The organism is Actinocorallia aurea (assembly GCF_054783995.1).
The window spans coordinates 161397-185642 of sequence record NZ_BAAGPQ010000038.1 but is presented as its reverse complement, the minus strand read 5'-3'; the positions used below and the strand labels follow the sequence as shown (position 1 = coordinate 185642).

Annotated in this window: 19 protein-coding genes; 11 read left to right on the top strand and 8 right to left on the bottom strand. The window is 73.6% G+C overall.

What is annotated here, in order from left to right; all coding sequences use genetic code 11:
* The first annotated feature begins 54 nt into the window (after positions 1 to 54).
* From ACYVOM_RS39240 to ACYVOM_RS39220, 5 genes are read left to right on the top strand one after another with little or no spacing between them, the layout of a single operon-like run.
* Complete coding sequence (locus ACYVOM_RS39240; protein WP_460308698.1) at positions 55 to 1623, top strand: ABC transporter substrate-binding protein; 1569 nt, start codon at positions 55 to 57, stop codon at positions 1621 to 1623.
* Positions 1620 to 3551 (top strand): prolyl oligopeptidase family serine peptidase, encoded by a 1932-nt coding sequence (locus ACYVOM_RS39235; protein ID WP_460308697.1) that lies wholly within the window; start codon positions 1620 to 1622, stop codon positions 3549 to 3551. The genes ACYVOM_RS39240 and ACYVOM_RS39235 overlap by 4 nt, the downstream gene beginning before the upstream one ends.
* 49 nt (positions 3552 to 3600) lie before the next feature.
* The gene (locus ACYVOM_RS39230) at positions 3601 to 4548 is read left to right on the top strand and encodes an ABC transporter permease (protein ID WP_460308696.1); all 948 of its coding nucleotides are present in this window, start codon (positions 3601 to 3603) and stop codon (positions 4546 to 4548) included.
* On the top strand, positions 4545 to 5369 hold the full coding sequence (locus ACYVOM_RS39225) for an ABC transporter permease (RefSeq protein WP_460308695.1): 825 nt from the start codon (positions 4545 to 4547) through the stop codon (positions 5367 to 5369). Before ACYVOM_RS39230 ends, ACYVOM_RS39225 begins: the two co-directional genes overlap by 4 nt.
* Positions 5366 to 7171 carry an ABC transporter ATP-binding protein gene (locus ACYVOM_RS39220; RefSeq protein ID WP_460308694.1) on the top strand — a complete coding sequence of 602 codons (1806 nt, stop codon included), beginning with the start codon at positions 5366 to 5368 and terminating at the stop codon, positions 7169 to 7171. The genes ACYVOM_RS39225 and ACYVOM_RS39220 overlap by 4 nt, the downstream gene beginning before the upstream one ends.
* Before the next feature lie 4 nt (positions 7172 to 7175).
* On the opposite strand, the gene ACYVOM_RS39215 is transcribed toward ACYVOM_RS39220, so the two are convergent.
* Positions 7176 to 7781: a helix-turn-helix domain-containing protein gene (locus ACYVOM_RS39215; protein ID WP_460308693.1), complete on the bottom strand. Its 606-nt coding sequence runs from the start codon at positions 7779 to 7781 to the stop codon at positions 7176 to 7178.
* 204 nt (positions 7782 to 7985) lie between these two features.
* On the opposite strand from ACYVOM_RS39215, the gene ACYVOM_RS39210 reads away from it, so the two are divergent.
* The gene (locus tag ACYVOM_RS39210; protein ID WP_460308692.1) at positions 7986 to 8939 is read left to right on the top strand and encodes a cation diffusion facilitator family transporter; all 954 of its coding nucleotides are present in this window, start codon (positions 7986 to 7988) and stop codon (positions 8937 to 8939) included.
* Positions 8940 to 9061: 122 nt separating this feature from the next.
* Here ACYVOM_RS39210 and ACYVOM_RS39205 read toward each other — a convergent pair whose 3' ends face one another.
* The 5 genes from ACYVOM_RS39205 to ACYVOM_RS39185 form a co-directional block, all read right to left on the bottom strand.
* Positions 9062 to 10504, bottom strand: a complete 1443-nt coding sequence (locus ACYVOM_RS39205) for an aldehyde dehydrogenase (protein WP_460308691.1) — start codon at positions 10502 to 10504, stop codon at positions 9062 to 9064.
* 111 nt (positions 10505 to 10615) lie between these two features.
* Positions 10616 to 11062: a cytidine/deoxycytidylate deaminase family protein gene (locus tag ACYVOM_RS39200; protein ID WP_460308690.1), complete on the bottom strand. Its 447-nt coding sequence runs from the start codon at positions 11060 to 11062 to the stop codon at positions 10616 to 10618.
* Between the two features lie 142 nt (positions 11063 to 11204).
* Entirely contained in the window at positions 11205 to 11921 is a 717-nt protein-coding gene (locus ACYVOM_RS39195) for a RibD family protein (RefSeq protein WP_460308689.1), read from the bottom strand.
* A gap of 191 nt (positions 11922 to 12112) precedes the next feature.
* Positions 12113 to 12775: an esterase/lipase family protein gene (locus ACYVOM_RS39190; protein ID WP_460308688.1), complete on the bottom strand. Its 663-nt coding sequence runs from the start codon at positions 12773 to 12775 to the stop codon at positions 12113 to 12115.
* Between the two features lie 166 nt (positions 12776 to 12941).
* Entirely contained in the window at positions 12942 to 15491 is a 2550-nt protein-coding gene (locus ACYVOM_RS39185) for a LuxR C-terminal-related transcriptional regulator (protein ID WP_460308687.1), read from the bottom strand.
* 246 nt (positions 15492 to 15737) lie between these two features.
* Between ACYVOM_RS39185 and ACYVOM_RS39180 the strand changes: the two genes are divergently transcribed.
* The 4 genes from ACYVOM_RS39180 (at position 15738) to ACYVOM_RS39165 (ending at position 21311) form a co-directional block, all read left to right on the top strand.
* On the top strand, positions 15738 to 16913 hold the full coding sequence (locus ACYVOM_RS39180) for an exonuclease SbcCD subunit D (protein ID WP_460308686.1): 1176 nt from the start codon (positions 15738 to 15740) through the stop codon (positions 16911 to 16913).
* Entirely contained in the window at positions 16910 to 19951 is a 3042-nt protein-coding gene (locus tag ACYVOM_RS39175; RefSeq protein WP_460308685.1) for an AAA family ATPase, read from the top strand. Before ACYVOM_RS39180 ends, ACYVOM_RS39175 begins: the two co-directional genes overlap by 4 nt.
* 99 nt (positions 19952 to 20050) lie before the next feature.
* A complete protein-coding gene (locus ACYVOM_RS39170) occupies positions 20051 to 20539 on the top strand; it encodes a nitroreductase family deazaflavin-dependent oxidoreductase (RefSeq protein WP_460308684.1) in 489 nt (162 codons plus the stop codon).
* A 202-nt stretch (positions 20540 to 20741) separates the two neighbouring features.
* On the top strand, positions 20742 to 21311 hold the full coding sequence (locus ACYVOM_RS39165) for a GNAT family N-acetyltransferase (RefSeq protein WP_460308683.1): 570 nt from the start codon (positions 20742 to 20744) through the stop codon (positions 21309 to 21311).
* Here ACYVOM_RS39165 and ACYVOM_RS39160 read toward each other — a convergent pair.
* Positions 21302 to 22075: a hypothetical protein gene (locus tag ACYVOM_RS39160; protein WP_460308682.1), complete on the bottom strand. Its 774-nt coding sequence runs from the start codon at positions 22073 to 22075 to the stop codon at positions 21302 to 21304. The two genes, ACYVOM_RS39165 and ACYVOM_RS39160, sit on opposite strands and share 10 nt — an antisense overlap.
* A 257-nt stretch (positions 22076 to 22332) precedes the next feature.
* Between ACYVOM_RS39160 and ACYVOM_RS39155 the strand changes: the two genes are divergently transcribed.
* A complete protein-coding gene (locus ACYVOM_RS39155) occupies positions 22333 to 22857 on the top strand; it encodes a hypothetical protein (protein ID WP_460308681.1) in 525 nt (174 codons plus the stop codon).
* A 50-nt stretch (positions 22858 to 22907) separates the two neighbouring features.
* Here ACYVOM_RS39155 and ACYVOM_RS39150 read toward each other — a convergent pair whose 3' ends face one another.
* Entirely contained in the window at positions 22908 to 24134 is a 1227-nt protein-coding gene (locus ACYVOM_RS39150; protein WP_460308680.1) for a cytochrome P450, read from the bottom strand.
* Positions 24135 to 24246: the final 112 nt, after the last annotated feature.

The window sequence follows — 24246 nt, the reverse complement described above, 5'->3', positions numbered from 1 at the left end:
GCGATGGGCGCTTTCGAGCAGGTCTCTCGGCGGTCGTTCTTGCGAGGGATCGCGGTGGCCGGAGGCGTGGCGACGCTGCCCGGATTCCTCACCGCGTGCGGCGCCCCGGACGCGCCGGAGGCCGCCAAGGGCGGCACGCTGGACGAGCTGAGGGTCGCCCTCCCGTCCTCGCTGAGCTCGCTCGACGCCAGCAAGGAAGCCGGGATCATGAACTACGTGGTCGCGCTCCTCACCCAGGAGGCCCTGGTCGGCGTCGGCCCCGACGGCGAGCTCGTGCCCGCCCTCGCCGAGTCCTGGAAGAGCGACGACGCCAAGACGTTCGTCTACCGGCTCCGCAAGGACGTCGTGTTCTCCGACGGCACCCCCGTCACCGCCGCCGACATCGTCGCGAGCCTGGAGTACAACGCCAAGAAGGGCTCCACCTCGGCCTTCGCCTACGCCTACGCGGGCGTGAAGTCGGTCAAGGCGACCGGCGAGCACGAGGTCACGATCGAGCTGAAGCAGACCGACAGCTCCTTCGCCTGGACGGTCTCCCCCGGCACCCTCCTCGTCACGAGCGAGAAGTTCCTCAAGGAGGGCGGCGACAAGATCGGCACGCCGGACGTGCTGCTCCTCGGCACCGGCCCCTACAAGGTCACCGAGTTCGCGCCCGACTCGCACGTCACGCTGGAGCGCAACGACGCCTGGTGGAACGGCAAGGCCTCGATCGCCAAGATCCGCTTCGAGTTCATCGCCGAGGACTCCACCCGCCTGCTGGCCATGCGCCAGGGCGAGGTCGACATCGCGCTGAACGTGCCGTTGGAGCAGCTCTCCCAGTGGGAGGGCCTGGACGGCGTCGAGGTCAAGACCACGACCGACCGCTCCCTCGTCGCGCTGGCCTTCAACACCGCGGTCGCCCCGTTCGACGACGCGCACGTGCGCCGCGCGATCGCGCACTCCGTCGACCGCGAGGGCATCGTCAAGAGCATCCTGGGCGGGCACGCCGAGGTCGCGACGACCCTGCCGTCGTCCGCGCAGTGGGCGGGCCTGGGCGCCGAGCAGGTCGAGACCATCTACGCGGGCATCCCGCAGGTCGAGTTCGACCTGGCCAAGGCCAAGACCGAACTGGCCGCCTCCAAGGTGCCGAACGGCTTCAAGGCCACCCTCACCTACCCCAACAGCGGTTCCCAGCTCGGCAAGGCCGCGCTGACCCTCGCCGAGAACCTCAAGGGCCTCGGGATCGAGCTGACGGTCAAGGAGATCACGCTGGAGGCGTGGATCGCCGAGCTGACCGAGCGCAAGTCCGGCCTGCTCTACGGCTGGTACTTCGCCACGACCGGCGACCCCGCCGAGTTCACCCAGCAGCTCCTCAACGGCGCCAACGCGGCGGCGGGCGGCACCAACATCGCCTCCTACGCCAACGCGAAGGTCACCGCCGCCCTCGACGAGGCCAAGGCCACCACCGACGTGGACGCGCGCGGGCAGCTGATCGGCAAGGCGCTCCAACTCGCCGCCGCCGACGTGCCGTACCAGCCGCTGTGGTGGGGCCAGTCGGCCACCGCGTTCGGCCCGAAGGTCACCGCCGAAGGCTACGGCCCGTACTTCTTCATCTCCCCCTGGGCCGCCGAGGTCTCCGCCAAATGAACCGATGGGACGGGACCGCCGACCCCCGCGCCGCCCACGCCGCCCTGACCGCGGCCCGCGTCCCGTCCGACGTCACCGCCGACGGCTCCCTGATCGCCTTCACGGTGCCGTCGGACGGCGGCACCGTGCTGCACGTCATGGACGCGGGAGGATCGGCCGGCGACGAGACGGGTGGCGTCCGCCCGCTGCCGGGCACCGACCACGTCATGCCGCGCTGGATCCCCGGCACCGGCAGGCTGGTCGCGGCCACGTCGGATCTCGGCCGGATCGAGGAGATCGACGCCGCGACCGGCGCGATCGCCTGGTCGCAGGCCGTGGACGGCGCGGTGGAGGACGTCATCGCGGCGGCCGGGGGCGCCCTCCTCGTCCGGGTCGCCGACCCGGGCAGCGACCGGGACGGCATGCACCTAGGGCTGCGCGTCCCCTCCCCCGAGGGGCCTTACGTGGACTCCCCGGGCACCCGCCTGCGCCGCCTCTTCCTGGCACGGGCCGGGCAGGAGGGCCTCACGCCGGTGCCCATGGACGGGCTCACCGTGTGGGAGGCCGACTGGGACGGCAAGGACACGGCCCTCGCGGTCGTCTCCGCGGACCCGGCTCCGAGCGGCTACTACGCGCCCCGCCTCGTCAAGGTGGATCTGCGGGACGGCTCCGTCCGGACCCTTCTGACCACGCCCTGGCAGCTCGCCCGTCCGCGCCTGTCTCCGGACGGCGCCTGCGCGGTCGTGGTGGAGGGCCTTTCCATCGTGTCGGGCCGGGTCCTGCGCGTCGACCTCGCCTCGGGCGGGGCGACGTGCTGGGAGTCCCTCGACGACGTCACCGACCTCGGCTGGCTGGACGCGGGCCGGCTCTGGTTCGCGGGCTGGGCGGGCACGGGCGTCCAGGGCGGCGTGGTCCAGGCCGACGGCGCCGTCGTCTCGCGCTGGGCGGCCTCGGCCGCGCTCGGCGGGCGCGACGGCCAGCCCTCACTGGTCCCCTGCGGCCCCGACCGCGCGGCGGTCGTCTGGGACTCCCCGGAAAGCCCTCCTGAGGTCGCCGTGGGCTCCCTGAGCCGCGGCGGCTTCACCCCGCGCACGGCCTTCAACGCCGATCTGGCGAAGCTCGCCGAGGGCGTCGTCCGGGAGGTCCGCCGCTGGGAGGCCGAGGACGGCCGGGTGATCGAGGGCATCGTGCTGCGCCCCGAGGGCCCCGGGCCGTTTCCGCTGGTCGTCCTGGCGCACGGCGGGCCGACCTGGTTGTGGGCGCAGTCCTTCGCGCCCGGCGAGTCGAACCTCATGGCGCTGCCGCTGGCCCTCGCCGGGGCCGCGGTGCTGCTGCCGAACCCGCGCGGCAGCAGCGGCCGGGGCCAGGAGCACGCCCGCGCCGTCATCGGCGACTTCGGCGGGGGCGACCTCGCCGACGTGCTCGCCGGGGCCGACCTGCTGATCTGCGAGGGCGTCGCCGACCCGGACAGGCAGGCCGTCGCGGGCCTGAGCTACGGCGGCTACCTGACGGCCCGGGCGATCACCACGACCGGGCGCTTCCAGGCCGCGGTCGTCATGTCGGGCGTCCCGGACTGGGTGAGCTTCCGCACGACCAGCGCGATCGGCGGCGGCTACGACGTCGTGTACCTGCCGGGCGCCGACCCGGCGACGCCCGACGGCCGCGAGTTCCTCACCGACCGCTCGCCGCTCTACGCCGCGGACTCGGTGACGACCCCGACGCTGATCCTGCACGGAGCCGAGGACAGGATCACCACCCTCGGGGAGGCCGAGCGCCTGTACAAGGCCCTGGTCAGAGCAGGCGCGACCGTGGAGATGGTGACATATCCTCACGAGGGCCACGAGCTGGTCGATCCCGCGCACTGCGCGGACGCCCGCGACCGGATCCTCGACTGGCTCACCGCCCAAGGAGTCCTTCCCGCCCCCGTCCCCGCCGGAGACCGCGCATGACCGCCACCGCCCCGCCGCTCGCCGGCGCGCCCGCGCCGGGCCGGGCGGCGTGAGCGCGGGCTTCCTGGCGCGGCGGGCGCTGGGCACGCTCGCCGTCCTGGCGATCCTCTCGATCGGCGTCTTCTGCCTGCTCTACCTCGCGCCGGGCTCCGTCGAGCGGACCCTCCTGGGCACCCGCCCCGCCTCCCCCGAGGCCTTGGCGGCCATCCGGGCGCGCCACCACCTGGACGAGCCGCTCGTCGCCCAGTACCTGCGCTGGCTCGGCGGCGTGTTCCAGGGCGACCTCGGCACCTCGATCCGCACCGGCATGCCCGTGACCGAGTCCATCGGCTCCCGACTCGGCCTCACCCTTCAGCTCACCGCCTACGGCACCTTCCTGGCCGTCCTCATCGGGCTGCCGCTCGGGATCGTCGGCGCCTTCCGCAAGGGCAGGGCCGCCGACCGGGCCGCCGCCGTCACCGCCGTCGCCGGCATGAGCGCGCCGCCCTTCGCGGTCGGCCTTGTGCTGCTCACGGCGTTCGCCGTCTACCTCCAGTGGTTCCCGGTGTACGGGGCGGGCGAAGGCTTCACCGGCAGGCTCGTCCACCTGACGCTGCCCGCCGTCGCCCTCGCCATCGGCGCCGCCGGGCTCCTCGTCCGGTTCACCCGCACCGCACTCGTCCGCGAACTCGACCAGGACTACATCGTCTTCGCCCGGGCCCGCGGCCTGTCCGCGCCGGTCATCGCCGGATACGCGCTGCGCAACTCGCTCATCCCGATCCTCACGGCCATCGGCCTGATCGTCACCAGCACCCTCGCCGGGACCGTCCTCATCGAGGTGACGTTCACGCTGCCCGGCCTCGGCTCGCTGCTCGTCGACTCGGTGACGTTCAAGGACATGCCCGTCGTGCAGGCCCTCGCGCTGCTGCTGACCCTGCTGATCTCGGCGGTGAACCTGCTCGTGGACGTCGCCTACACCGTCGCCGACCCGCGCATCCGCTTCGGGGAGGAGCGATGAGGCTCCCGTTCCGGATCCCCGGCCCGGCCGTCGCCGTCGCCCTGCTCGTCCTGGCCGTCGCGGGCGTCTGCGCGGTCTTCGGCACGCTGATCGTGCCCGGCGCCACCGGCCAGGACCTCGCCACCGGCATCACCTTCTCCGGCCCCGGCCACCCCCTCGGCACCGACGAACTCGGCCGCGACGTGCTCCAACTGCTCGTCGCCGGGGCGGGCACCGCGGTGCTGGGCGCGCTCGCGGTGAGCGCCGGGTCGATGGTCCTCGGCAACCTCATCGGGCTGCCCGCCGGATACCTCGGAGGCAGGACCGACGCCTTCGCCATGCGCTGGGCCGACCTGGTGCTCTCCCTGCCCGCCCTGCTGGTCGCGATCGTCGTCGCCGGGGTCATGGGCGGCGGGTACGGGCTCGCCGTCCTCGTCCTCATCGTGCTCTTCGCGCCCACCGACGCCAGGGTCGTGCGCGGCGCGGTCCTGGAGCAGCGCTCCCGGGCGTACGTGGAGGCCGCGCGGCTCCAGAACCTGTCGTCCTGGCGGATCATGACGCGGCACGTCTGGCCGAACATCCTTCCGGTGGCCCTGGCGAACGCGTTCTTGAACTTCGCGTACGCGCTGGTGTCCTTGGCGTCGCTGTCGTTCCTCGGCCTAGGCGTCGCCGCCGGCTCGCCGGACTGGGGCCGCACCCTTTCGGACAACAAGGGCCAGCTCTTCACGAACCCGTGGGCCTCGGTCGCCCCGGGCCTCGCGATCATCATCACGGCGGCCGCGGTGACCGTCGTCGGCGACTGGCTCCAGGAGCGGGCCGAGCAGCGGAGGCTGGCGCGATGACGGCCACGACGACGGGGACGGCCGCGGCGCGGAAGACGCAGCCGCTGATCGAGGTCGAAAGACTCGCCGTGCAGCGGACCTCCGACGGACGGACCCTCCTTTCGGACGTGTCCTTCACCGTCGAGGCGGGCCGCTCGCTGGCGATCGTCGGGGAGTCCGGCTCAGGCAAGTCCCTGACCGTGCGCGCGCTCTTCGGGCTGCTGCCTTCCGGACTCAAGGCGAGCGGCGATGTCGACCTCGCAGGGGTGCGGGTCTCCGAGAAGCCCAAGGAACTGCGCGGCCTACGCGGCACGACCGTGTCGCTCCTCCTCCAGGACCCGTTCACGCTGCTCAACCCGCTGCGTCCCGTAGGCAAGCAGATCGCTGACGGGCTGCCGCGCGCGAAGCGCACCCGGGAGGAGATCGCCCGCCGGCTCGCCGAGGTGGGCCTGCCCGCCGACGTGGCCGACCGCCGCCCTTACGAGCTGTCCGGCGGGATGCGCCAGCGCGTCGGCCTCGCCTGCGCCCTTTCCGGGGACCCCCGGGTCCTCGTCGCCGACGAGCCCACGACCGCCCTGGACGTCACCACCCAGGCCGAGGTGCTCGACCTCGTCCGGCGGGTGCAGCACGAACGCGGCATGGCCTTCGTGCTCATCACGCACGACCTGCGCGTCGCGTTCTCGATGTGCGACGACGTCCTCGTCCTGTACGCGGGCCGGACCGTCGAGACGGGGCCCGCCGACGCCGTCCGGGAAGGCTCCCGGCACCCTTACACACGGGCGCTGCTCGCCGCCGAGCCGCCGCTCGACCGCAGGCTCGCCGTCCTGCCCTCGGTGCCCGGCAACGTGCCCGCGCACGACGCCGTCACCGGCCGGTGCGGGTTCACCGACCGCTGCGCCCTCGCCTCGGACGTCTGCCGCGCCGGGACGCCCGCGCTGCGGCCCGCCGGGCCCGGCCGGATGTCGGCGTGCGTCAAGGCCGACGAGGTCTCCCTGACCGTCGCCCCCGAGCCCGAGATCGCGGCCGAGCCCGTCGAGGCAGGCCCGGAGGCGGCCGCGCTGCTGGAGATCCGCGGCCTCACCCGGACGTTCCGCGGCGCGCAGCGGCCCGCGCTCGGCGGCATCGACCTGCGGGTCGCGCCCGGCGAGGCCGTCGGGATCGTCGGCGAGTCCGGTTCCGGCAAGACCACCCTCGCCCGCTGCGTCGTCGGCCTGGAACGCCCCGACGGCGGCGAGATCGCCTTCGACGGCATCACGTACGGCGACCTCGGAGCGCTGCCCAAGGCAGACCGGGCCCGGGTGCTGCACGGCGTCCAGATGGTCTTCCAGGACCCCTACTCCTCGCTCAACCCCGTCCGCTCGGTCGGCGCGGTGCTCGCCGAGGCCCTGCGCGCGGCGGGCCGCGACGGCGGGAAGGCCGAAGTGGCGGCGCTGCTGGAACTCGTCGGGCTCTCCCCTGCCGTCGCGGCGCGCCCTCCGGCGGGCATGTCGGGCGGCGAGCGCCAGCGCGTCGCGATCGCCCGCGCCGTCGCAGGCCGTCCAAAGCTTCTCATCTGCGACGAATCGGTCTCGGCCCTCGACGTCTCCGTCCAGGCCCAGATCCTCGGCCTGCTCGCCGAACTGCGGGAGTCGCTGTCGATGGCGCTCCTCTTCATCACCCACGACCTGGCCGTCGTCCGCCAGATCACCGACCGCGTCTACGTCCTCGCCGAAGGGACCCGCCGCGAGGAGGGCCCCACCTCCCGCGTCCTGGACGCCCCGTCGGACCCCTACACCCGCCGCCTCCTCGCCAGCGTCCCCGACCCGGCCCGCAAGTCCGGCTGAGCCGTCAGAGCTCGTCGAACGACAGGATCGTGAGGACCCGGGCGGGCTCGGAGCCCGTCGTGTAGACGTGGTCGTGCTCGGCGCCGAACCTGATCGCGTCGCCGGGGGCCAGGTCCACCGACCAGCCCTCGGACTCGACGGTGACGGAGCCGGACACCACGTAGGCGTACTCGACGGTGTCGGTGCCGTGCGCGTTCTTCACGCTGCGCGTGCCCGCCGGAATCCACCCCTCGGAGATCTCGAACCGCCGCCGCTCCCAGGATCCGAACAGCGTCCTGGCGACCTGCCCGGCCTCCTCATCCGGCTCGGCCCGCAGCACCTCGGGTCCGTCCATGCGGGGCCGCGCCAGCTCCACGAAGCTCTCCCCGAGCGCCGCGGCGACCCGCGACAGCACGTCGATCGTCGGATTCGCGACCCCCCGCTCGATCTGCGACAGCAGCGCCTTGCTCACCCCGGTGGCCTCCGACAGCTCCCGCAGGCTCAGCCCCCGTGCAAGCCGGATCCGCCGCACGTTCCCCGCCACTGCCTCCCGCACCCCGCCCCCGCCGGGCTCGCCCTGCTCCGCGACCTCGCTCAACGCCCGCCCGCCCTTCTCATCCGCACCCATCATGCCCTGCTCCGGCGGTCGGCGCCTCCTCGGCCGAGGCCGGGCGCGCGCCCTTCGGACCTGCGCGACCCTGACCGGCGGACCTCGCCCTCCTGCGACGGGCGCGAACTCCTCCCGTCCGCTGATCGTCTCCCCCGGCCCGCCCGAGCGTCCGAAACAACAGGTCGGGCATAGTTGAGAAGGTTGCTCAGGGAAAGGAAGTGGCGGGTGGGGTCGGAAAGGCTGGGGCGGTTGCTTTGGCTGTCGGTGGCGGCCGCGGTGGCGACGATCGCGCTGAAGACGACGGCCTGGTGGCTGACCGGGTCGGTGGGTCTGCTGTCGGACGCGGCCGAGTCGGTGGTGAACCTGGTGGCGGCGCTCATCGCGGTGGGGGCGCTGCGCTGGTCGTCCATGCCCGCCGACGACGAGCACGCCTACGGGCACACCAAGGCCGAGTACTTCTCAGCCGGCGCCGAAGGCATCATGATCTTCATCGCGTCGGTGACGATCGTCATCGCGGCGGTGAGCCGGCTGCTGTCGCCGCAGCCCGTCGAGGACGTCGGGGCGGGGCTCGCGGTGTCGGCCGTCGCGTCACTGATCAACCTGGCGGTCGGGTGGGTGCTGGTGCGGGCCGGCCGGGCGAACCGGTCGATCGTGGTCGAGGCCGACGGCAGGCACCTGCTCACCGACGTGTGGACGTCCGTCGGCGTCATCGCCGGCGTCGCCGTCGTGGGCCTCACCGGCTGGCAGGCTCTCGACCCGCTCATCGCGCTGGCCGTCGCGGCGAACATCGCGTTCACCGGCGCGAAGCTCGTCCGGCGCTCCGGCTCCGGCCTCATGGACCGCGCCCTGCCCGACGACGAACTGGGCCTCATCGACGGAGCGCTGCGCCCCTTCCGCGACGAAGGCATCGTCTTCCACGCGCTGCGCACCCGTCAGGCCGCCAGCCGCTCCTTCGTCTCCCTGCACGTCCTCGTCCCGGGCTCCTGGACCGTCTTCCACGGCCACCGCACCGCCAGCGACGTCGAGACCGCCATCCGCGCCGCCCTCCCCCACGCCTCCGTCTTCACCCACCTGGAGGCCATCGAGGACCCCCTCTCCTACCAGGACACCGGCCTCGACCCCGACCCGGAGGCCCCCTTGCACACCGCCCCGCCCACCATTACCGACCCGCCCGCCTGACGCGTCGCTGTCCGTCGGGCCGCCGCGCCGTTCGATCGACGAGGGCGGCGGCCGGGGAGGAAAAGGGGGCGAGCCCCCGGACAGGGTGGTTCCGGGGGCTCGGAGGCGCGGGCGCGAAGCCGTCAGGCCTTGGGGGCCGGGCGGGGGATCGACTTGAGCTCGAGGTAGGCGTCGAGGCCTTCGGGGCCGAGTTCGCGGCCGAGACCGCTGGACTTGTAGCCGCCGAAGGGGGTCGCCGGGTCGATGCTGTAGAGGTTGACGCCGCAGGAGCCGGTGCGGATGCGGCGGGCGACGGCGACGCCGTGCTCCTCGTCGGCGGTCCAGACGGAGCCGCCGAGGCCGTAGTCGCTGTCGTTGGCGATGCGGATCGCCTCCTCCTCGTCGTCGTAGGCGAGCAGGGCGAGGACGGGTCCGAAGATCTCCTCGCGGGCGATGCGCATGTCGTTGGTGACGCCGCCGAACACCGTCGGCGCGACGTACCAGCCGCGGTCGTGCGGGCGGTCAAGGCCGCCGACGAGGACCTTCGCGCCCTCGTCCTGGCCGATGCGGATGTAGCCCTCGACGCGCTCCTGCTGGCGCTGGGCGACGAGTGGGCCGATCTCGGTGCCGAAGTCGGCCGGGTCGCCGACCGCCATCCCGCCGACCATGGTCGCGAGCGCGTCGGCGACCTCGTCGTAGCGGGAGCGGGGGGCGAGGATGCGGGTCTGCGCGGCGCAGGCCTGGCCGTTGTTCATCAGCGAGGCGAGCTTGAAGCCCTCGACGGTGGAGGCGAGGTCGGCGTCCTCCAGGATGATCGCGGCGGACTTGCCGCCGAGCTCCAGGGTGACCCGCTTGAGCTGCCGCCCGCACACCTCGGCGATGCTGCGCCCGGCCGCGGTGGACCCGGTGAAGGAGACCTTGTCGACGTCGGGGTGGGCGACCAGGTACGCGCCCACCTCGCGGCCCGCGGGCACGATGTTGACGACGCCCTCCGGAATGCCCGCCTCCTTGATCCACTCGGCGAGGAGGTAGGTGTCGAGCGGGGTCTCCGGCGACGGCTTCGCCACGATCGTGCAGCCCGCGATGAGCGCCGGGGCGAGCTTCAGCATCAGCGTGAACTGCGGGACGTTCCACGGCACGATCGCCGCGACGACGCCCACGGGCTCGCGCACGACGCTGACGGGGCCCTGCATGCCCTGCCGCTCGTCCTCCCACTTGTAGGTGGCGGCGAGGTCGACGTAGTACTGCAGCACCATCTGCGGGATGGCGGCCTGCGCGAACATGGAGAACAGCGCCGGGGAGCCCATCTCCTCGGTCACCAGCTGCGACATCGGCTCGATGTTCGCGGCGTAGATCGCCGACAGCCGGCCGACGATCTCGGCCCGCTCGGCCGGCGACATCCGCGGCCACGGCCCCTCGTCGAAGGCGCGGCGCGCGGCGGCGACGGCGGCGTCGATGTCGGCCTCGGAGCCGTCGGGAACGCGCCCGATGACCTCCTCGGTGTGCGGGGAGACGACGTCGATGACCCCGGTCCCGGCCGGGGCGACCCACTCGCCGCCGATGAAGAAGCTCTTGTGCTCGTGCATGGAAAACCCTCCGCAACCCACCGAGTGCTTGCTTGGGCGCAGCATATGCCGATGAGACCTGAGTCTCAATCGCCGGGGTCGGCGGTCGCCCGCCGCCGACGGCCGCGACCGCTACAGCAGGTGGGCGTTCGGCAGTTTGGCCCGCGCCGCCAGCGCCGGGACCTCCACCACCTCGACCCCTTCCCGCTCCAGCAGCTCCAGCCCGTCCCCCTCGACGAACAGCACGGGCTCCCGCCAGGCGAACACCACCCGCCGGATGCCCCGCTCCACGATGAGCCGTGCACAAGACCTGGGCCGCGAGAGCCTCCGCGCACATGGCTCCAGCGAACTGTAGACGGTGGCCCCCGCGAGGTCCATGCCCGAAACCTTCCCCAACGCCGCTTCTTCCGCGTGCACCTTGTCATCGACCTCCCGCGAGAAGCCCCGAGCCACCTCCTTCCCGTCCGCCCCCACGATCACGGCCCCCACCGAGAACGCCGTCTCCGAAGGCGGGCAGGACCCCGCCAGCTCACACGCGACCTCCAGCCACCGCACGTCCTCCGCGCTCGCACCCGCCATCGCCGCCTCCTCGTCCTCTCCGACCATTCTCTGCCCACCCGCCACCCCCGGACCACCGGCCGGAAGACGAGGACCCGCCCACCCGCCACCGCCGGACCACCGGCCGGGAAGCCGGGGACCGCCCGCCCGCCACCGAGCGGTGTCAGACGGAGGCGGGGGCTCCTGGGCGTGGGGAGGGGTGGTCGATGAGGTAGCGGAGGAAGGCGATGTCGCCGATCGAGCGGGCTTCGGCCAGGCGCATGGGGCGGGAGGGGCTCTGGGGGAAGAGGCCGGGGTGGGTGAAGCGGGGGGCGGCGGGATCGCCCACGAAGAAGGGGGCCACGGCCAGGTGGATCTCGTCGACGAGGTCGGCGGTGAGGAAGCCGGTGTGGACTCCGCCGCCGCCTTCGACCATGAGTCGCCGGATTCCGCGTGCGGCCAGATCGGTGAGGAGGGCGCCGAGGTCGGCCTTCTCACCCAGGGAGACGACCTCGGCGGCGTCGCCGAGTTCCGCGCTCAGCGCTGCGGCCACCGGGTCCGCCGTGTAGACGAGCTTGGGCTCTTCCCCCGTCGTGAAGAACCGCGCCCGTGGGTCGAGCCCGCCCCGGCCCGTCACCGTCACCTTCACCAGGTTCTCCGGCAGGCCCCGTGCCACGCGCGCGGCGCGCCGCGCCGCCGAACGCACCAGCAGCGACGGATCGTCGCGCCGGATCGTCGTCGCCCCCACCAGGATCGCGTCGACCTCCGCCCTCGCGGCGTCGACCCTGTCGAAATCCGCCTCGTTCGACAGGCGGAGCCGCTCGGGCGAGGCGTCGTCGATGTACCCGTCGACGGACGCCGCGCAGCTCAGCAGCACATAAGGACGGTCTCGCTCGTTCATGAGGGCAACATAGCCCGGATCCGTCAGCCCCGATTTCACGCCTGTGGACAACTCGTCCGACGGCCCAGATCCGCCTTCGCACGGCCGTTCGACACCCGCGAGGCCCGCCCCCGCGCGCTGGGTGGGGGCGGGCCGGACGGAAGGGCCCGGCCCCCTCCGCACAAGGGGGCCGGGCCGGGCCGGACGCGGCATCAGGTGCCGAGGAACGTCCGGATCTGGGAGAGAACGCCGGTGTCGGTCAGGAAGCCGATGTGGGTCTGGCAGGCGACGTAGTTGTTGGTCGCGCCGGACAGCGGGGTGCTGGTGTAGGGGAGGATGACCCCGTCGCAGGGCGAGTACCAGGTGCCGTACTTGGTGCTGCCGGGGGTCTCGTCACCGCTGCTGATCGTGGCGATGAAGGACGAGCCGGGGTACATCTGCTGGCAGGTCACGTAGATGAGGCAGGCGCTCGCGAACGTGGTGCCGTGGTTGGCGCCCGCGATCGAGGCGAGGTGGCGGACCTTGGTGTTGCCGCCCAGCACCTTGAGGTAGTACTGGCTGACCAGGCCGCCCATGGAGTGGTTGACGATGTCCACCTGGGACGCGCCGGTCTGCGAGCGCACCTTGTCGACGAACGTCGCCAGGCCCTGCGCGTTGGTGATGTTGTTGCCGTAGGAGTTGTACTCGTAGGCGTAGAGCTCGGAGCCTGCGTAGCCGCCGGCCCGGAAGAGCGTCATGGCGGTCGTCCAGTTGGAGGCGCTGCCGGTGTAGCCGTGGACGAACACGACGGGGGTCTTCGCGGCGTGCGCCGGGGCGGTGAAGCCGGCGAGGACGGCCACGATCGCGGCCATGATGACGCCTATCTTGCGGAGCATGTTCTCTCCTCGGGGGGTGGGGTGGGACCGAGTCTGCCGACCGTCCGCGGGCCCCGCATCGGTGACATCACCGGTGTGCCCCGCGCCCGGATGGGAACGGTCCAGCGACCCCTGCCCCGGCCAGGAAACCCCTGCTCAGACCGGGTTCTCGCCGTCTCCCGGCGGCTCAGAAGAACTTCGCCAGCTCGACCCTCGACCGGACCCCGAGCCGGGTGAAGACGTTGCGCAGATGGTGTTCGACGGTCCGCGGGCTCAGCACCAGCCGGGCCGCTATCTCCCGGTTCGTCGCGCCCTCGGCGGCGAGGCGCGCGATCTGCTCCTGCTGGGCGGTCAGCTCGGCGGCGGGTTCGCCGCCCGCGGCGGTCTCCCCCGCCGCGCGCAGCTCGCCGCGGGCCCTGCCGGCCCACGTCTCCGCCTCGTAGTGCCGGAACAGGTGCAGCGCGTGCCTCAGGTGCGGGCGGGCGTCGCTGGGCCGCCGGGACCGCCGCAGCCACGCGCCGAACAGCAGCTCGGTGCGGGCCAGTTCGAAGGGGGAGCCGCCGAGCCGGTGCAGGGCGAGCGCCGCGGTGAAGTGCGCCTCGGCCTCGGACCCCTCGGCGAGCAGCGCGTGGCAGCGCCGCGAGAGCGCCAGCCGCGCCGGGTTCGCGGTCGCCTCGGCCCACCCGTCGAAGACGGCCAGTGACCGCGCCGCGGCCTCCCGCCCTCCGGAGTGCACCTCCGCCTCGACGTACAGCGGGGTCGACATGACGCGCACGACGGGGTGCACGGTGATGGTCCGAAGGCGGGCGGCCGCTTCGGCGGGCCTGTCGGCGAGGAGGTCCAGCGCCGCCTCCGCCCAGCTTAGGAACGCCTCGGGACGGCTCAGCCCGCGCCCCGCCGCCGCGGCGGCCGCCGTGCCCGCCTGCCTCCGGCTCTCCGCGCGGTCACCGCGCAACGCCGCGACCAGGGCGAGCAGTGCCCTGTGGTCGACGGCCACGTTGCCCTGCCCTGTCGCCTCGGCGAGGGCCAGCCCTTCGCGGGAGGCCTCGACGGCTTCGCAGAACCGTCCCCTCCACAGCTCAGCTTGGGCGAGCAGATGCAGCGCGCAGGGCTTGAGCGCGATGCTGGCCCCGTAGGCTGCCCTGACGGCGGCGCCCGCGATCTCGTGCGCGGCGAAGTCGTCGCCCAGCAGTGACGCCGCAGTGCTCGCCCACAGGTGGTCGAGGCAGGTCTCGGGGAGGGTGAGCACCTTGCGCAGCGCATGGCTGAAGTCCTCGCCGACGAACGCGGCGGCGATGCCCTGGAAGTGCAGGGTGAGCAGGTCCGAGCCGGGTGTGCGGGCGGCCCGCTCGGCGAGGTCGAGGTAGGACATGATGTCGCCCGCCAGGTACGCGGCCTCTCCCGCGCGGGCGAGGGCGTCCAGCCTTCCGGCCTCGGGCAGCAGGTCGGCCGCCGAGGCATAGAGCGTTCGCGCCTTCTCGGGCATCCCGTCGAACAGCTCTATCTCCCCGAGCAGCATCTCGGCCTCTCCGGGCGGCGCTTCCGGGTCTGCCAGCGCGCGGCGCACCAGCACCCTTGCCCGGGCGGGCGCGCCGGCCCGCCAGTGCGCCGCCGCCGCGCCGAGCAGGTCGGCCGGGTCGCCCGACAGCTCCGCGGCGCGCGCCCAGATCCCTGCGGCCTCCGCGGGCTCGGCCCCCGCCGCGACGGCGCGCAGCTCCGCGAGGTCGCCCGGGCGGCGGTCCACCGCGGTCCGGTGCATGACCCGCCGGGCGCGCTGACCGGGCCGGTCCATGACCTGGGAGAGGAGCCGGTGCGCCGTGTGCAGCGAAGTGAGCGGGGAGTCGGCCTCCAGGACGCTGCGCATGAGCGCGCTGGGCACGCTGACGTGGTCGCGGTCCACCGTCAGCAGGCCCGCGCTCCGCGCCGGCTCCAGCGCGGCCAGGTCGAGTCCTCCCGACGCGGCGGCCCTGCCCAGGGTGACGATGTCCAGCCGCTCTTCCACGACGGCGAAGGCGAGCAGGCTCTTGGCGTCCTCAGGCAGGCGGTCGTAGCGTCTGCGGAAGGTGGCGCGCAATTCGCTGTCGGTGGGCAGGGTCGCCGGAGGCGGCTCGATGCCCGAGATCTGGCCCGGGGTGAGCGCGCTGCCGAGCTCGCGCAGCGCGCGCGGGTTGCCGCCCGCCAGCTCGACGAGCACCGACTCGACCTCTCCAGGGATGCCTTCGACGCATTCGCGCAGCACGAGCCGGGCCGCGGCGTCGTCCAGCGGGGGCAGCGGGAGGTCGGGGATGGCGGCGAGCCTGTCGCGGCCGGCGCCGCGCACCCTGCCGTCGCTCGCGCCGAACAGCATGAGGATGGGCAGGGTCCCGGCCCTGCGGGCGGTGAAGGCCAGGGCGGCGAGCGAGGGGGCGTCCATCCAGTGCGCGTCGTCGGCGACGCACAGCAGCGGCCGGTCGGCGGCGAGCGCGGTGAGCCGCCGGTGGACCTCCAGGGGGTCGCCCGACCCGCCCGGCAGGATGCGGTCGAGCGCCGCACCGGCCAGGTCCGCCTCGACGCGGACGCCGGGCACGCTCAGCACCCGGAAGTCGGGCGAGGCGCGGCGGGCCGCCCAGCGCAGCAGGGTGCTGCGGCCGAGGCCCGGCCCGCTGCGCACGGCAAGGGCACCGCCCCGCCCTGCGCGCGCCTCGACCACGAGGCGGTCGAGCAGATCCAGTTCCCGGTCACGACCGTGGACGCCCATCGCGGAACCTCCCAGGAAGCCGCCGTCACTACAGCACGCCGCCGTCGGGCCGTCCAGGGTCCCACGTTCGGCGTGGGCCCGGCCACCCCCGGGGCGCGGCAGGATTGTGCGACTGCACAATTCCACCAGAGGTGACGTTCCGGGTACGCGAGGTCACCCGAGCCCGCGGGCCCCGTGTGAATCTCGATACCGGAAGTGGCATCCGAGGCCGAAGTGTCGGTGCCCAGGTCTAGGGTCGGTCGTGCCATGAGACTCCTGCACACCTCCGACTGGCACCTGGGCCGATCCTTCCACCGGGAGGACCTGCTCGGGGCCCAGGCCGCGTTCGCCGACCATCTCGTCGAGACCGTCGCCGCCGAGCGCGTCGAAGCCGTGCTCATCAGCGGCGACGTGTACGACCGCGCCATCCCGCCGGTCGACGCGGTCCGCCTGTACGACGAGACCCTCGCCCGGCTCAGGGCCGCGGGCGCCGAGATCGTGATCATCTCCGGCAACCACGACTCGGCGATCCGCCTCGGCGTGGGCTCCCGCCTGCTGGAGGGCGCGGGAGTCCACATCCGCACCGACGCCGGCGAGGTGGGCCGCCCGGTCGTGCTCGGCGACGTGGCCGTCTACCCAGTGCCCTACCTGGAGCCGGAGCTCGTCCGCGCCTCCTGGGAGCTGGCGGAGCGCTCGCACACCGCGGCCCTCACCGAGGCCGTGCGCAGGATCCACGCCGACGGCCACCGCGGCCCCCGCGTCGTCATGGCGCACGCCTTCGTCTCGGCGGGCGAGGCGCCCGAGACCAGCGACAGCGAGCGCGACATCTCCGTGGGCGGCGCGAGCATCGTCCCCGCGGGCGTCTTCGACGGCATCGACTACGTCGCCCTGGGCCACTTGCACGGAAGGCGCGCCCTGCGCGAGCACGTCCGCTACTCGGGGTCGCCGCTCGCCTACTCCTTCTCCGAGCGGGCGCACGTGAAGGGCTCCTGGCTGGTGGACCTGGGCCCGGACGGCCTGCGCGGCTGCGAGTTCGTGGAGGCGCCCGTCCCGAGGCGGCTGGCCCAGCTGACGGGCACCCTCGAAGAGCTGCTCTCCGAGCCGGCCCACGCGCGGCACGAGGAGTCCTGGGTGAAGGCGGTCCTCACCGACACCCGGCGGGTGGTGGGGGCCATGGAGCGGCTGCGCACACGCTTCCCGCACGCGCTCGTCCTGGAGTTCGCCGCCGAGTCCTTCGCCTCCGACGGCCCGGGCCGCGCCGAGCTGCTGGCGACCCGCACCGCGCCGGAGATGGCCGGGGAGTTCGTCAAGGAGGTCACCGGCGAGGCGGCCACCGAGGTCGAGGAGGCCCTGTTGCGCGAGGCTTTCGAGTACTGCCGCCGCGAGGAGAAGGCGCCCGTCCCGGCGCAGCGCGAGCCCGTGCGGGAAGAGGCGTCCCGGTGAGGTTGCGCGAGCTGACGGTCAGCGCCTTCGGACCCTTCGCCGGAACCGAGAGGGTCGATTTCTCGGCCCTGGCCGACGCGGGCCTGTTCCTCATCCAGGGCCCCACCGGCGCGGGCAAGACGAGCGTCCTGGACGCGGTGTGCTTCGCCCTGTTCGGCACGGTGCCGGGGCCGCGCAAGGCGATCCGCAGCCTGCGCAGCGACCACGCGGCGCCGGGCGCGGAGCCGAAGGTGGTCCTGGAGTACGCGATCTCCGGCCGGGTGTTCCGGCTCACCCGCACCCCCGAGTGGCAGCGGCCCAAGCTGCGCGGCACGGGCACCACGAGGCAGCAGGCGTCGGTCATCCTTGAGGAGCGGGACGGCGGGGGGTGGCGGGCGCTGTCGACCCGGATCGACGAGGCCGCGCACCACGTCGAGAACACCCTCGGCATGAACATCGACCAGTTCAGCCAGGTCGCGCTGCTCCCGCAGGGCGATTTCGCGGCGTTCCTGCGCGCGGGCGTCGAGGACCGCCGCAGGGTGCTGGAGAAGCTGTTCGCCACCGAGATCTACGCGGCCGTGGAGAAGCGGCTCGCCGACGAGCGCGCCCGCGCGAACCGCGAGGCCGAGGCGCTGCACGCCGAGGTCGTCACGACGGCGAGGCTCGTCACCCAGGTCGCGGGCGAGGACCCGCCCGAAGGCGCCGACGAGGAGGCGCTGCTGGCGTGGGCCGAGGGACTGGCCGCCGGGCACGCGGCCCGGCTGGAAGGGGCCGCCGAGGCCCTGGAGGCGGCCCGCGCGCGCATGACCGCCGCCCAGCAGGCGGCGACCGGGGCCGCCGAGCAGGCGCGGCTGCGGCGCGAGCACGCCGAGGCGGTCCGCCGCCGCGCCGACCTCGACGGTGTCGCCCCGCGCGTCGAGGCGCTGCGCGACCGGCTGGCCGCCGCCGAACGGGCCGAACGCGTCCGCCCCTACGGCTCCGCCGCGGCGGCCCGGCTCCGCGAGTCCGAGGCGGCCAGGGCCGCCGCCGTCGCCGCCCGAGGCGCGCTCACCGCCCTCACCCCGCCCTCCCCGCTCCCCTGCGCCTGCTCGGATGGCGCCTCCTCAGATGGCCCCGAAGAGTGCCTGTGCGGGGTGCTCGACGCCAAGGCTCCGGCCGAGGTGGTCGGGCGGGCCCGTCGGGTGTGGCAGGACGAGGTGGCGCGGCTGGAGGCGCTGCGCGGGCGCGAGGCGAAGCTGGCGGAGGTGACGCGGGAGAGCGCGAAGCAGGACACGCGCCGGGAGCACCAGGCCGCCGCCGAGGAGAAGGCGCGGCTGGAGGTCGAGCGGCTGCCCGCGGTCATCGAGACCGACCGGCGCGAGCTGGAGCTGGCCCGGATCGGCGCGGCCCAGCTTCCCGCCGCCCGCAAGGCCGAACAGGACGCGGGCCAGGCCGTCGAGGACGCCCGCCGCCGCGACCAACTCGGCCACGACCTCGCCAAGGCCGAGGAGGCGCGCCGCGCCGCCGTGGACCGCGCGCAGGAGGCCACCGACGCGCTCCAGGCGATCCGGGGGGCGCGGCTCGCGGGCATGGCCGCGCTGCTGGCGTCCGGGCTGCGCGAGGGCGAGCCCTGCCAGGTCTGCGGTTCGCCCGAGCATCCCGCGCCCGCGCCGGGTGCGGCCGAGGTGCCCACCGACGCCGAGGAGGAGCGGGCCGCCGCCGTCGAGGAGAAGCTCCGGCGCGCCCGCGAGGAAGCCGCGCTGCGGGTCGAGGGCGTGCGCACCGAGTACGACGTGCTGGCCGATCGGGTCGAGGGCCCGCCCGCGTCCCTGATGGAGGCGCTGGCCGCCGCGCGGACGCAGCTGCGCGAGCGGCGGGAAGCCGAGCGCCGCGTCGAGCCGCTGGAGGCGCGGGTCCGCGAGGGCGAGCGGCTGCTCGACACGGCGCGCGCGGCGCAGGCGGAGGCGGCCCGGCAGGTCGCCGAGGCCGTCGCCTCGCTCCAGGCGCTCACCGAGGAGGCCGGGGAACTGCGCGCCGAGCTCGCCACCGCACGCGGCGAGGACCTCACGCTCGCCGCTCGGATCGCCCGCCTCAGCGCCGAAGAAGCCCTTTTGGAGGCGGCCGTCGCCGCCGACGCGCGGGTCGGCACCGCCGCCCGGGAGCTGGCCCAGGCCGAGGAGGCGTTCGAGGCGGCCTGGCGCGAGCAGGAGTTCGCCTCCGTGGACGAGGCGCGCGCCGCGCTGCTCCAGGAGGCCGATCGCGCCGCGGCCCGCGAGGAGGTCCGCCGCTTCGATGACGCCGACGCTGCGGTCCGCGCCCGGCTGGCGGACCCGGCGCTCGTCGCCGCCGCTGCCGCCGACGAGATCGACGCCGACAAGGCCCGGCAGACCGCGACCGAGGCGGAGGAGGCCCACACGGCGCTCGTGTCGGCCCGCGACGAGGCCCGGAAGGTCAGCGCCGACCTCGCGAAGCTCTCCGCCGCGCTGCGGGCCTCGCACGCCGCCTGGATCCCCGCGCGCGACCTGTACCGGACCACCGCGCAGCTCGCCAATCTGGTGAACGGGCAGCCGCCGAACCCGGTGCAGATGCGGCTTTCCGCCTATGTGCTGTCGGCCCGGCTCGACCAGGTCGTCGCCGCGGCGAACGCGCGGCTGTCCACGATGGCGCAGAACCGGTACCTGCTGCTGCGCACCGACGAGCGCGCGGCGGGCGAGCGCAAGAAGGCGGGCGGCGGCCTCGGCCTGCGCGTCGTCGACTCCTGGACGGGCCAGGAGCGCGAGCCGGCCACGCTGTCCGGCGGCGAGTCGTTCGTCACGAGCCTCGCCCTCGCGCTCGGCCTCGCCGACGTCGTGGCGGCCGAGGCGGGCGGTGCGGAGATCAACACGCTGTTCATCGACGAAGGCTTCGGCACCCTGGATGAGGACACCTTGGACGAGGTGATGAACGTGCTCGATGCGCTGCGCGGAGGCGGCCGATCCGTCGGCGTCGTCAGCCATGTGGCCGAGCTGCGGACCCGCATCCCGACCCAGCTGCGGCTGGCCAAGACCCGCAGGGGTTCGACCCTTTCGACCGCCTTGTGACGCCGCGAGGGCCGCTCCGGCGGCCCTCGATGCTGACGGATCGCGAACCAAGCGCTAGTTTGTTTTCGTAGTCATCCGTCTTGTCGCCGGGAGCCGCCGATGTCCGCGCCCACGCCCGTGCAGCGTGTGTTCCGCCCGCTGTTCCAGAGCATCTCCGGAGCCGCCTGGTTCGCCAAGGTCGGACCGAAGGTCGTGCCCGCGCTCGACCGGGCGATCCACCGGGTCACGGGCGGGCGCATGATGCTCGCCCAGCTCCTGATCCCGACGCTCTACCTGACGACCACGGGCGCGAAGTCGGGGCAGCCCCGGGTGACGCCGCTGCTCTGCATGCCCGAGGACGGCGGCTGGATCGTCGTCGGAAGCAACTTCGGCCAGGAGAAGCACCCGGCCTGGACGGGCAACCTCCTCAAGGAGCCGCGCGCCACCGTCGAGATCCGCAAGCGCGCGCACGAGGTCACCGGCACCCTCCTGGAAGGCGCCGACCGCGAGGAGACCTGGGCCCGCCTGAACGCCATGTGGCCCGTCTTCAACCGCTACCAGTCCCGCGTGGACCGCGACCTCCGCATCTTCCGCCTCACCCCCGTCTGACCCGTGCCCCCACGCGCCCGAGCGAACGCGTCCCCGCCCCGCCGAGCCCGGCGGCTGCGCGCCCTGCGACGCGCCCCTCGGCGGCACGGACCCTCCGCCGCACCTCGTACGTTCGCCCCATCGCGCCTTCGCGCCAGCGCGCAGGTGAGTGTGGCGGGGGCGCGCCTGGCGGGGTGGGCCGGGGGCGTGCTAGCACGGGGGCATGACGGAGTTCGCGCGTCTCGACGGGTCGGCGACCCTGGCCGTGCTGGGGGAGATCCAGCGGGTCTATGCCGCCGCGTTTCCCGGGCATCCCCTCGCCGAGCACGCGCGGCGCGCCGCGGAGGCCGCGGTGTCGCCGGGCTTCGAGAGCATGACGGCCAGGGAGCGGGGCCGCCTCGTCGGCTTCGTGTGCGGGCTGCCGCTCCAGGCCCCGACGACGTGGTGGGCGGGGCTCCGCCCGGCCCGTCCGCCCTCCTGGACCGCCGAGACCGGCGCGCGGACGTTCGCCGTCCTCGATCTCGGGGTCCTGCCGACGCACCGGGGCGCCGGGACCGGGCACCGCCTCATGGACGGGCTGCTCGGCCTCCGCGGCGAGGAGCGCGCGACCCTCGCCACCGCGCCCGACAGGCCCGACCTCCAGCGGATGTACCAGCGCTGGGGCTGGCGGCTCGCGGGCAAGGTCCCGGGCGGCCCGGACGATCCCCAGCCGTCCTACCACCTCTACGTCCTGCCTTTGCCGCTCCGCGCACCCGGCGGCAGGCCGTCCGCGCGGCAGGCCGCTCAGCGGTAGCAGAGCCAGGTGACGCCCTCGTGCCGTGCCTCGACGTCGCGCTCCTGGTACTGCCAGGAGCAGGCGAGGTCCATGTCGATGGCGGTCCGGCACACCCAGGTCCCGCCGACGATCGTGGTCTCGACCTGGCTGCTCGGCTTGAAGTGGTCCCGGCAGTAGCCCGCCATGTCCTTGATTCCACCGACCTGCTTCTTCTTCGCGTTCAGGCACCGTCCGCTGTAGGGACCGGATTCCATGACGAAGGTGTGCCCTTCCGACCCGTATTGCCAGTCGCAGACCTTGGCCAGCGGAATGTCGAACGAGCAGAATCGGTCGTCGTTCGAGGAGTAGCCGTACGAACCGCAGTATTCCGAGATGTCCAGGCCGCCGATCTCGGTGTCCTTGACGAGTTTCGCGGGATCGACGAGCTGCCACATCACCGCGGCGACCACCGCGATGAAGACCGCGGCGCCGCCGACGCGCGCCAGCCGGAGCGCCGCGAGCCGCTCGCGCAGCGACCGCCGCGCGAGGATCCGGGTGATCGAGTCGAGGAAGCCCGTGATGACGGCGGTGGCCGCGAAGACCGCGGTGAACAGGACCACCGCGGCGAGGAACGAGAGCCAGCCTCGGGCGTCCTGTGGCGGCAGCGTCCGCGGGATCAGGGACTCGCCGGCGACGGTGCACAGGCCGATGACGACGGCGGACAGGGCGATGATCGCACCGGCGTAACGCCTGCGACGGAAGTCGCCTCCCGGGTCGGTCGAGGGGGGTTCTGGATCGCTCATCGCGCGTCTCCGATCGCGTGGGGGGACACCTCGGGACCGTCGCCGAAAGGCCGGGGAAAGGGACGGAACGGCGCGCTGCGGGGAAGACGGGGATGATGCGGCGGCACCCTTCCGGGGAATTCTCAGATCGGCTCATTCGTCATACCACGAATCGTTCAGCGCAAGGGGAACCTTCTGCGCCGAGCACCGGGAGAGGCCACCGCCGCCGCGGCATCGGCAGACTTTCGCCGGACCCGCCTTTCTGGCTGAATGGAGCCATGAGACGGGGGCTGATGGTGACGGGGATCGGGCTGGCCGCGGTGGTCGCGGCGGGGGTGGGGGCGCACTGGTTCGAGGGGGTGCCTCTGGTGCGCGCCTGCGAGGTGCTGACCGGGGACTTCGCGGCGCATGTGCTCGGCCCGTCGGTGCTGAGCAACGACGCCATGACCGGGCGCTCCACGCAGTGCCAGTACATGAGCACGCCGGCGGGCGGTTCGGTGAACCTGAAGGTGCAGCGGTTCAAGGAGACCAAGCGGGAGAGCGGGGCGGAACGTGCCCGGCGCAACGCGCTCAAACGGCACGGGAAGCCTTATCCGGGGCTCGGCAGGGAGGCCTACCTCCAGGTCTTCCGCCTTCCCTCCTCCCCCGGCCCGGATCCCGAGCTGCGGACGGGCATGGGCCAGCTCGTCATCATCGTCGACGACGTCGTCGTCAAGGTCGGCGTCGGAGGCAGGCCCGTCAAGGAGATCCGCGAGGCTTCGGGCACCCTCGCGCGCGCTTACCTCGACCGTCTGGACGTCTAGAGGGCCGCGAGGCGGACGGGGCCGGTCGTCCGCCTCGCGGAGCACACGGGTCAGGCGTAGGAGACGGGGAGTTCCTTGATGCCGTGGATCCAGGACGAGCGCAGGCGGCGTGCCTCGCCCGTCCGCCGGATGCGGGGCATCGCGTCGGCGATCGCCTGGAACATGATGTCGATCTCCAGCCGGGCGAGGTTGGCGCCGATGCAGTAGTGCGGGCCGGTCCCGCCGAAGCCCAGGTGCGGGTTGGGCGAGCGGGTGATGTCGAAGCGGAACGGGTCGGTGAAGACCGTCTCGTCGTAGTTCGCCGAGGAGTAGTACAGGGCGAGCCGCTGGCCTGCCTTGACCTCGGTGCCTCCGAGCACCGTGTCGGACAGCGCGGTGCGCTGGAAGGCGATGACGGGCGTCGCGAACCGGACGATCTCGTCGGCGGCGGTCCCGGGCCGCTCGGCCTTGTAGTGCGCCCACTGCTCGGGGTCGTCGAGGAACGCCATCATGCCGTGCGTGATGGCGTTGCGCGTCGTCTCGTTCCCGGCGACGGCGAGCACGATGAAGAAGAAGCCGAACTCGTCGTCGGTGAGGCCGCCGCTGTCCCCTGCCTGGACGAGCCTGGTGACGATGTCGTTCTCGGGCGCGGCGCGGCGGGCCTCGGCGAGGCCCATCGAGTACTCCAGGATGCCCGCGGCGGCGCCGGTCATGTCGGCGTTCAGTTCGGGGTCGTCGTAGCCGAGCATCTGGTTGGACCAGGTGAACAGCTTCCCGCGGTCGGCCTGCGGCACGCCGAGCAGTTCGGCGATCGCCTGGAGCGGCAGTTCGACGGCGACGTCGGTGACGAAGTCGCCGGTGCCCTCGCGCAGGGCGCGCGCGACGATCCGCTCGGCCCGCTCGCGCAGCGTGTCGCGCAGCCGCTCGATGACGCGCGGGGTGAAGCCGCGCGAGACGATCGTGCGCAGCCGGGAGTGCTCGGGCGGGTCGAGGTTGATGAGCAGGGTGCTCTTGAGCATGTCGATCTCGGCGTGGCCGATCTGCTCGTTGTAGCGGATGAGGGCGGTGTCGGCGTGGGTGGAGTACACCGCGTGGTCGCGGGAGGCCTCCATCACGTCGGCGTGCCGGCTGACGATCCAGCATCCGTCGTCGTCGAAGCCGGAGGCCCCGCGCGGCTGCGGGTTCCAGCGCAGCCCGCCGGACCTGCGCAGCGCGGCGAACTCCGGGGCCGGGATGCGCTGCTCGATCAGTGCCGGGTCGGTGAAGTCGAACCCTTCGGGCACGGCGACTTGCTCCATGGGCGGCCTCCTCGTGGGGTGTCGTCGGCTCTCGCCGCAAGGCCAGTACAGCCCCGCGGCGGGGCCCCCTCAAGAGGAATGAGACGTGAGTCTAGTCACCCGTCTCGACGGC

Excerpts from the sequence above, each read along its gene's own strand:
- ACYVOM_RS39215 (WP_460308693.1), bottom strand. The coding sequence starts at position 7,781 with ATGATGGGTGCGGATGAGAAGGGCGGGCGGGCGTTGAGCGAGGTCGCG.
- ACYVOM_RS39160 (WP_460308682.1), bottom strand. The coding sequence starts at position 22,075 with ATGAGCGATCCAGAACCCCCCTCGACCGACCCGGGAGGCGACTTCCGT.
- ACYVOM_RS39180 (WP_460308686.1), top strand. The coding sequence starts at position 15,738 with ATGAGACTCCTGCACACCTCCGACTGGCACCTGGGCCGATCCTTCCAC.
- ACYVOM_RS39170 (WP_460308684.1), top strand. The coding sequence starts at position 20,051 with ATGTCCGCGCCCACGCCCGTGCAGCGTGTGTTCCGCCCGCTGTTCCAG.
- ACYVOM_RS39200 (WP_460308690.1), bottom strand. The coding sequence starts at position 11,062 with ATGGCGGGTGCGAGCGCGGAGGACGTGCGGTGGCTGGAGGTCGCGTGT.
- ACYVOM_RS39165 (WP_460308683.1), top strand. The coding sequence starts at position 20,742 with ATGACGGAGTTCGCGCGTCTCGACGGGTCGGCGACCCTGGCCGTGCTG.
- ACYVOM_RS39220 (WP_460308694.1), top strand. The coding sequence starts at position 5,366 with ATGACGGCCACGACGACGGGGACGGCCGCGGCGCGGAAGACGCAGCCG.
- ACYVOM_RS39205 (WP_460308691.1), bottom strand. The coding sequence starts at position 10,504 with ATGCACGAGCACAAGAGCTTCTTCATCGGCGGCGAGTGGGTCGCCCCG.
- ACYVOM_RS39190 (WP_460308688.1), bottom strand. The coding sequence starts at position 12,775 with ATGCTCCGCAAGATAGGCGTCATCATGGCCGCGATCGTGGCCGTCCTC.
- ACYVOM_RS39225 (WP_460308695.1), top strand. The coding sequence starts at position 4,545 with ATGAGGCTCCCGTTCCGGATCCCCGGCCCGGCCGTCGCCGTCGCCCTG.
- ACYVOM_RS39150 (WP_460308680.1), bottom strand. The coding sequence starts at position 24,134 with ATGGAGCAAGTCGCCGTGCCCGAAGGGTTCGACTTCACCGACCCGGCA.
- ACYVOM_RS39185 (WP_460308687.1), bottom strand. The coding sequence starts at position 15,491 with ATGGGCGTCCACGGTCGTGACCGGGAACTGGATCTGCTCGACCGCCTC.
- ACYVOM_RS39155 (WP_460308681.1), top strand. The coding sequence starts at position 22,333 with ATGAGACGGGGGCTGATGGTGACGGGGATCGGGCTGGCCGCGGTGGTC.
- ACYVOM_RS39195 (WP_460308689.1), bottom strand. The coding sequence starts at position 11,921 with ATGAACGAGCGAGACCGTCCTTATGTGCTGCTGAGCTGCGCGGCGTCC.
- ACYVOM_RS39235 (WP_460308697.1), top strand. The coding sequence starts at position 1,620 with ATGAACCGATGGGACGGGACCGCCGACCCCCGCGCCGCCCACGCCGCC.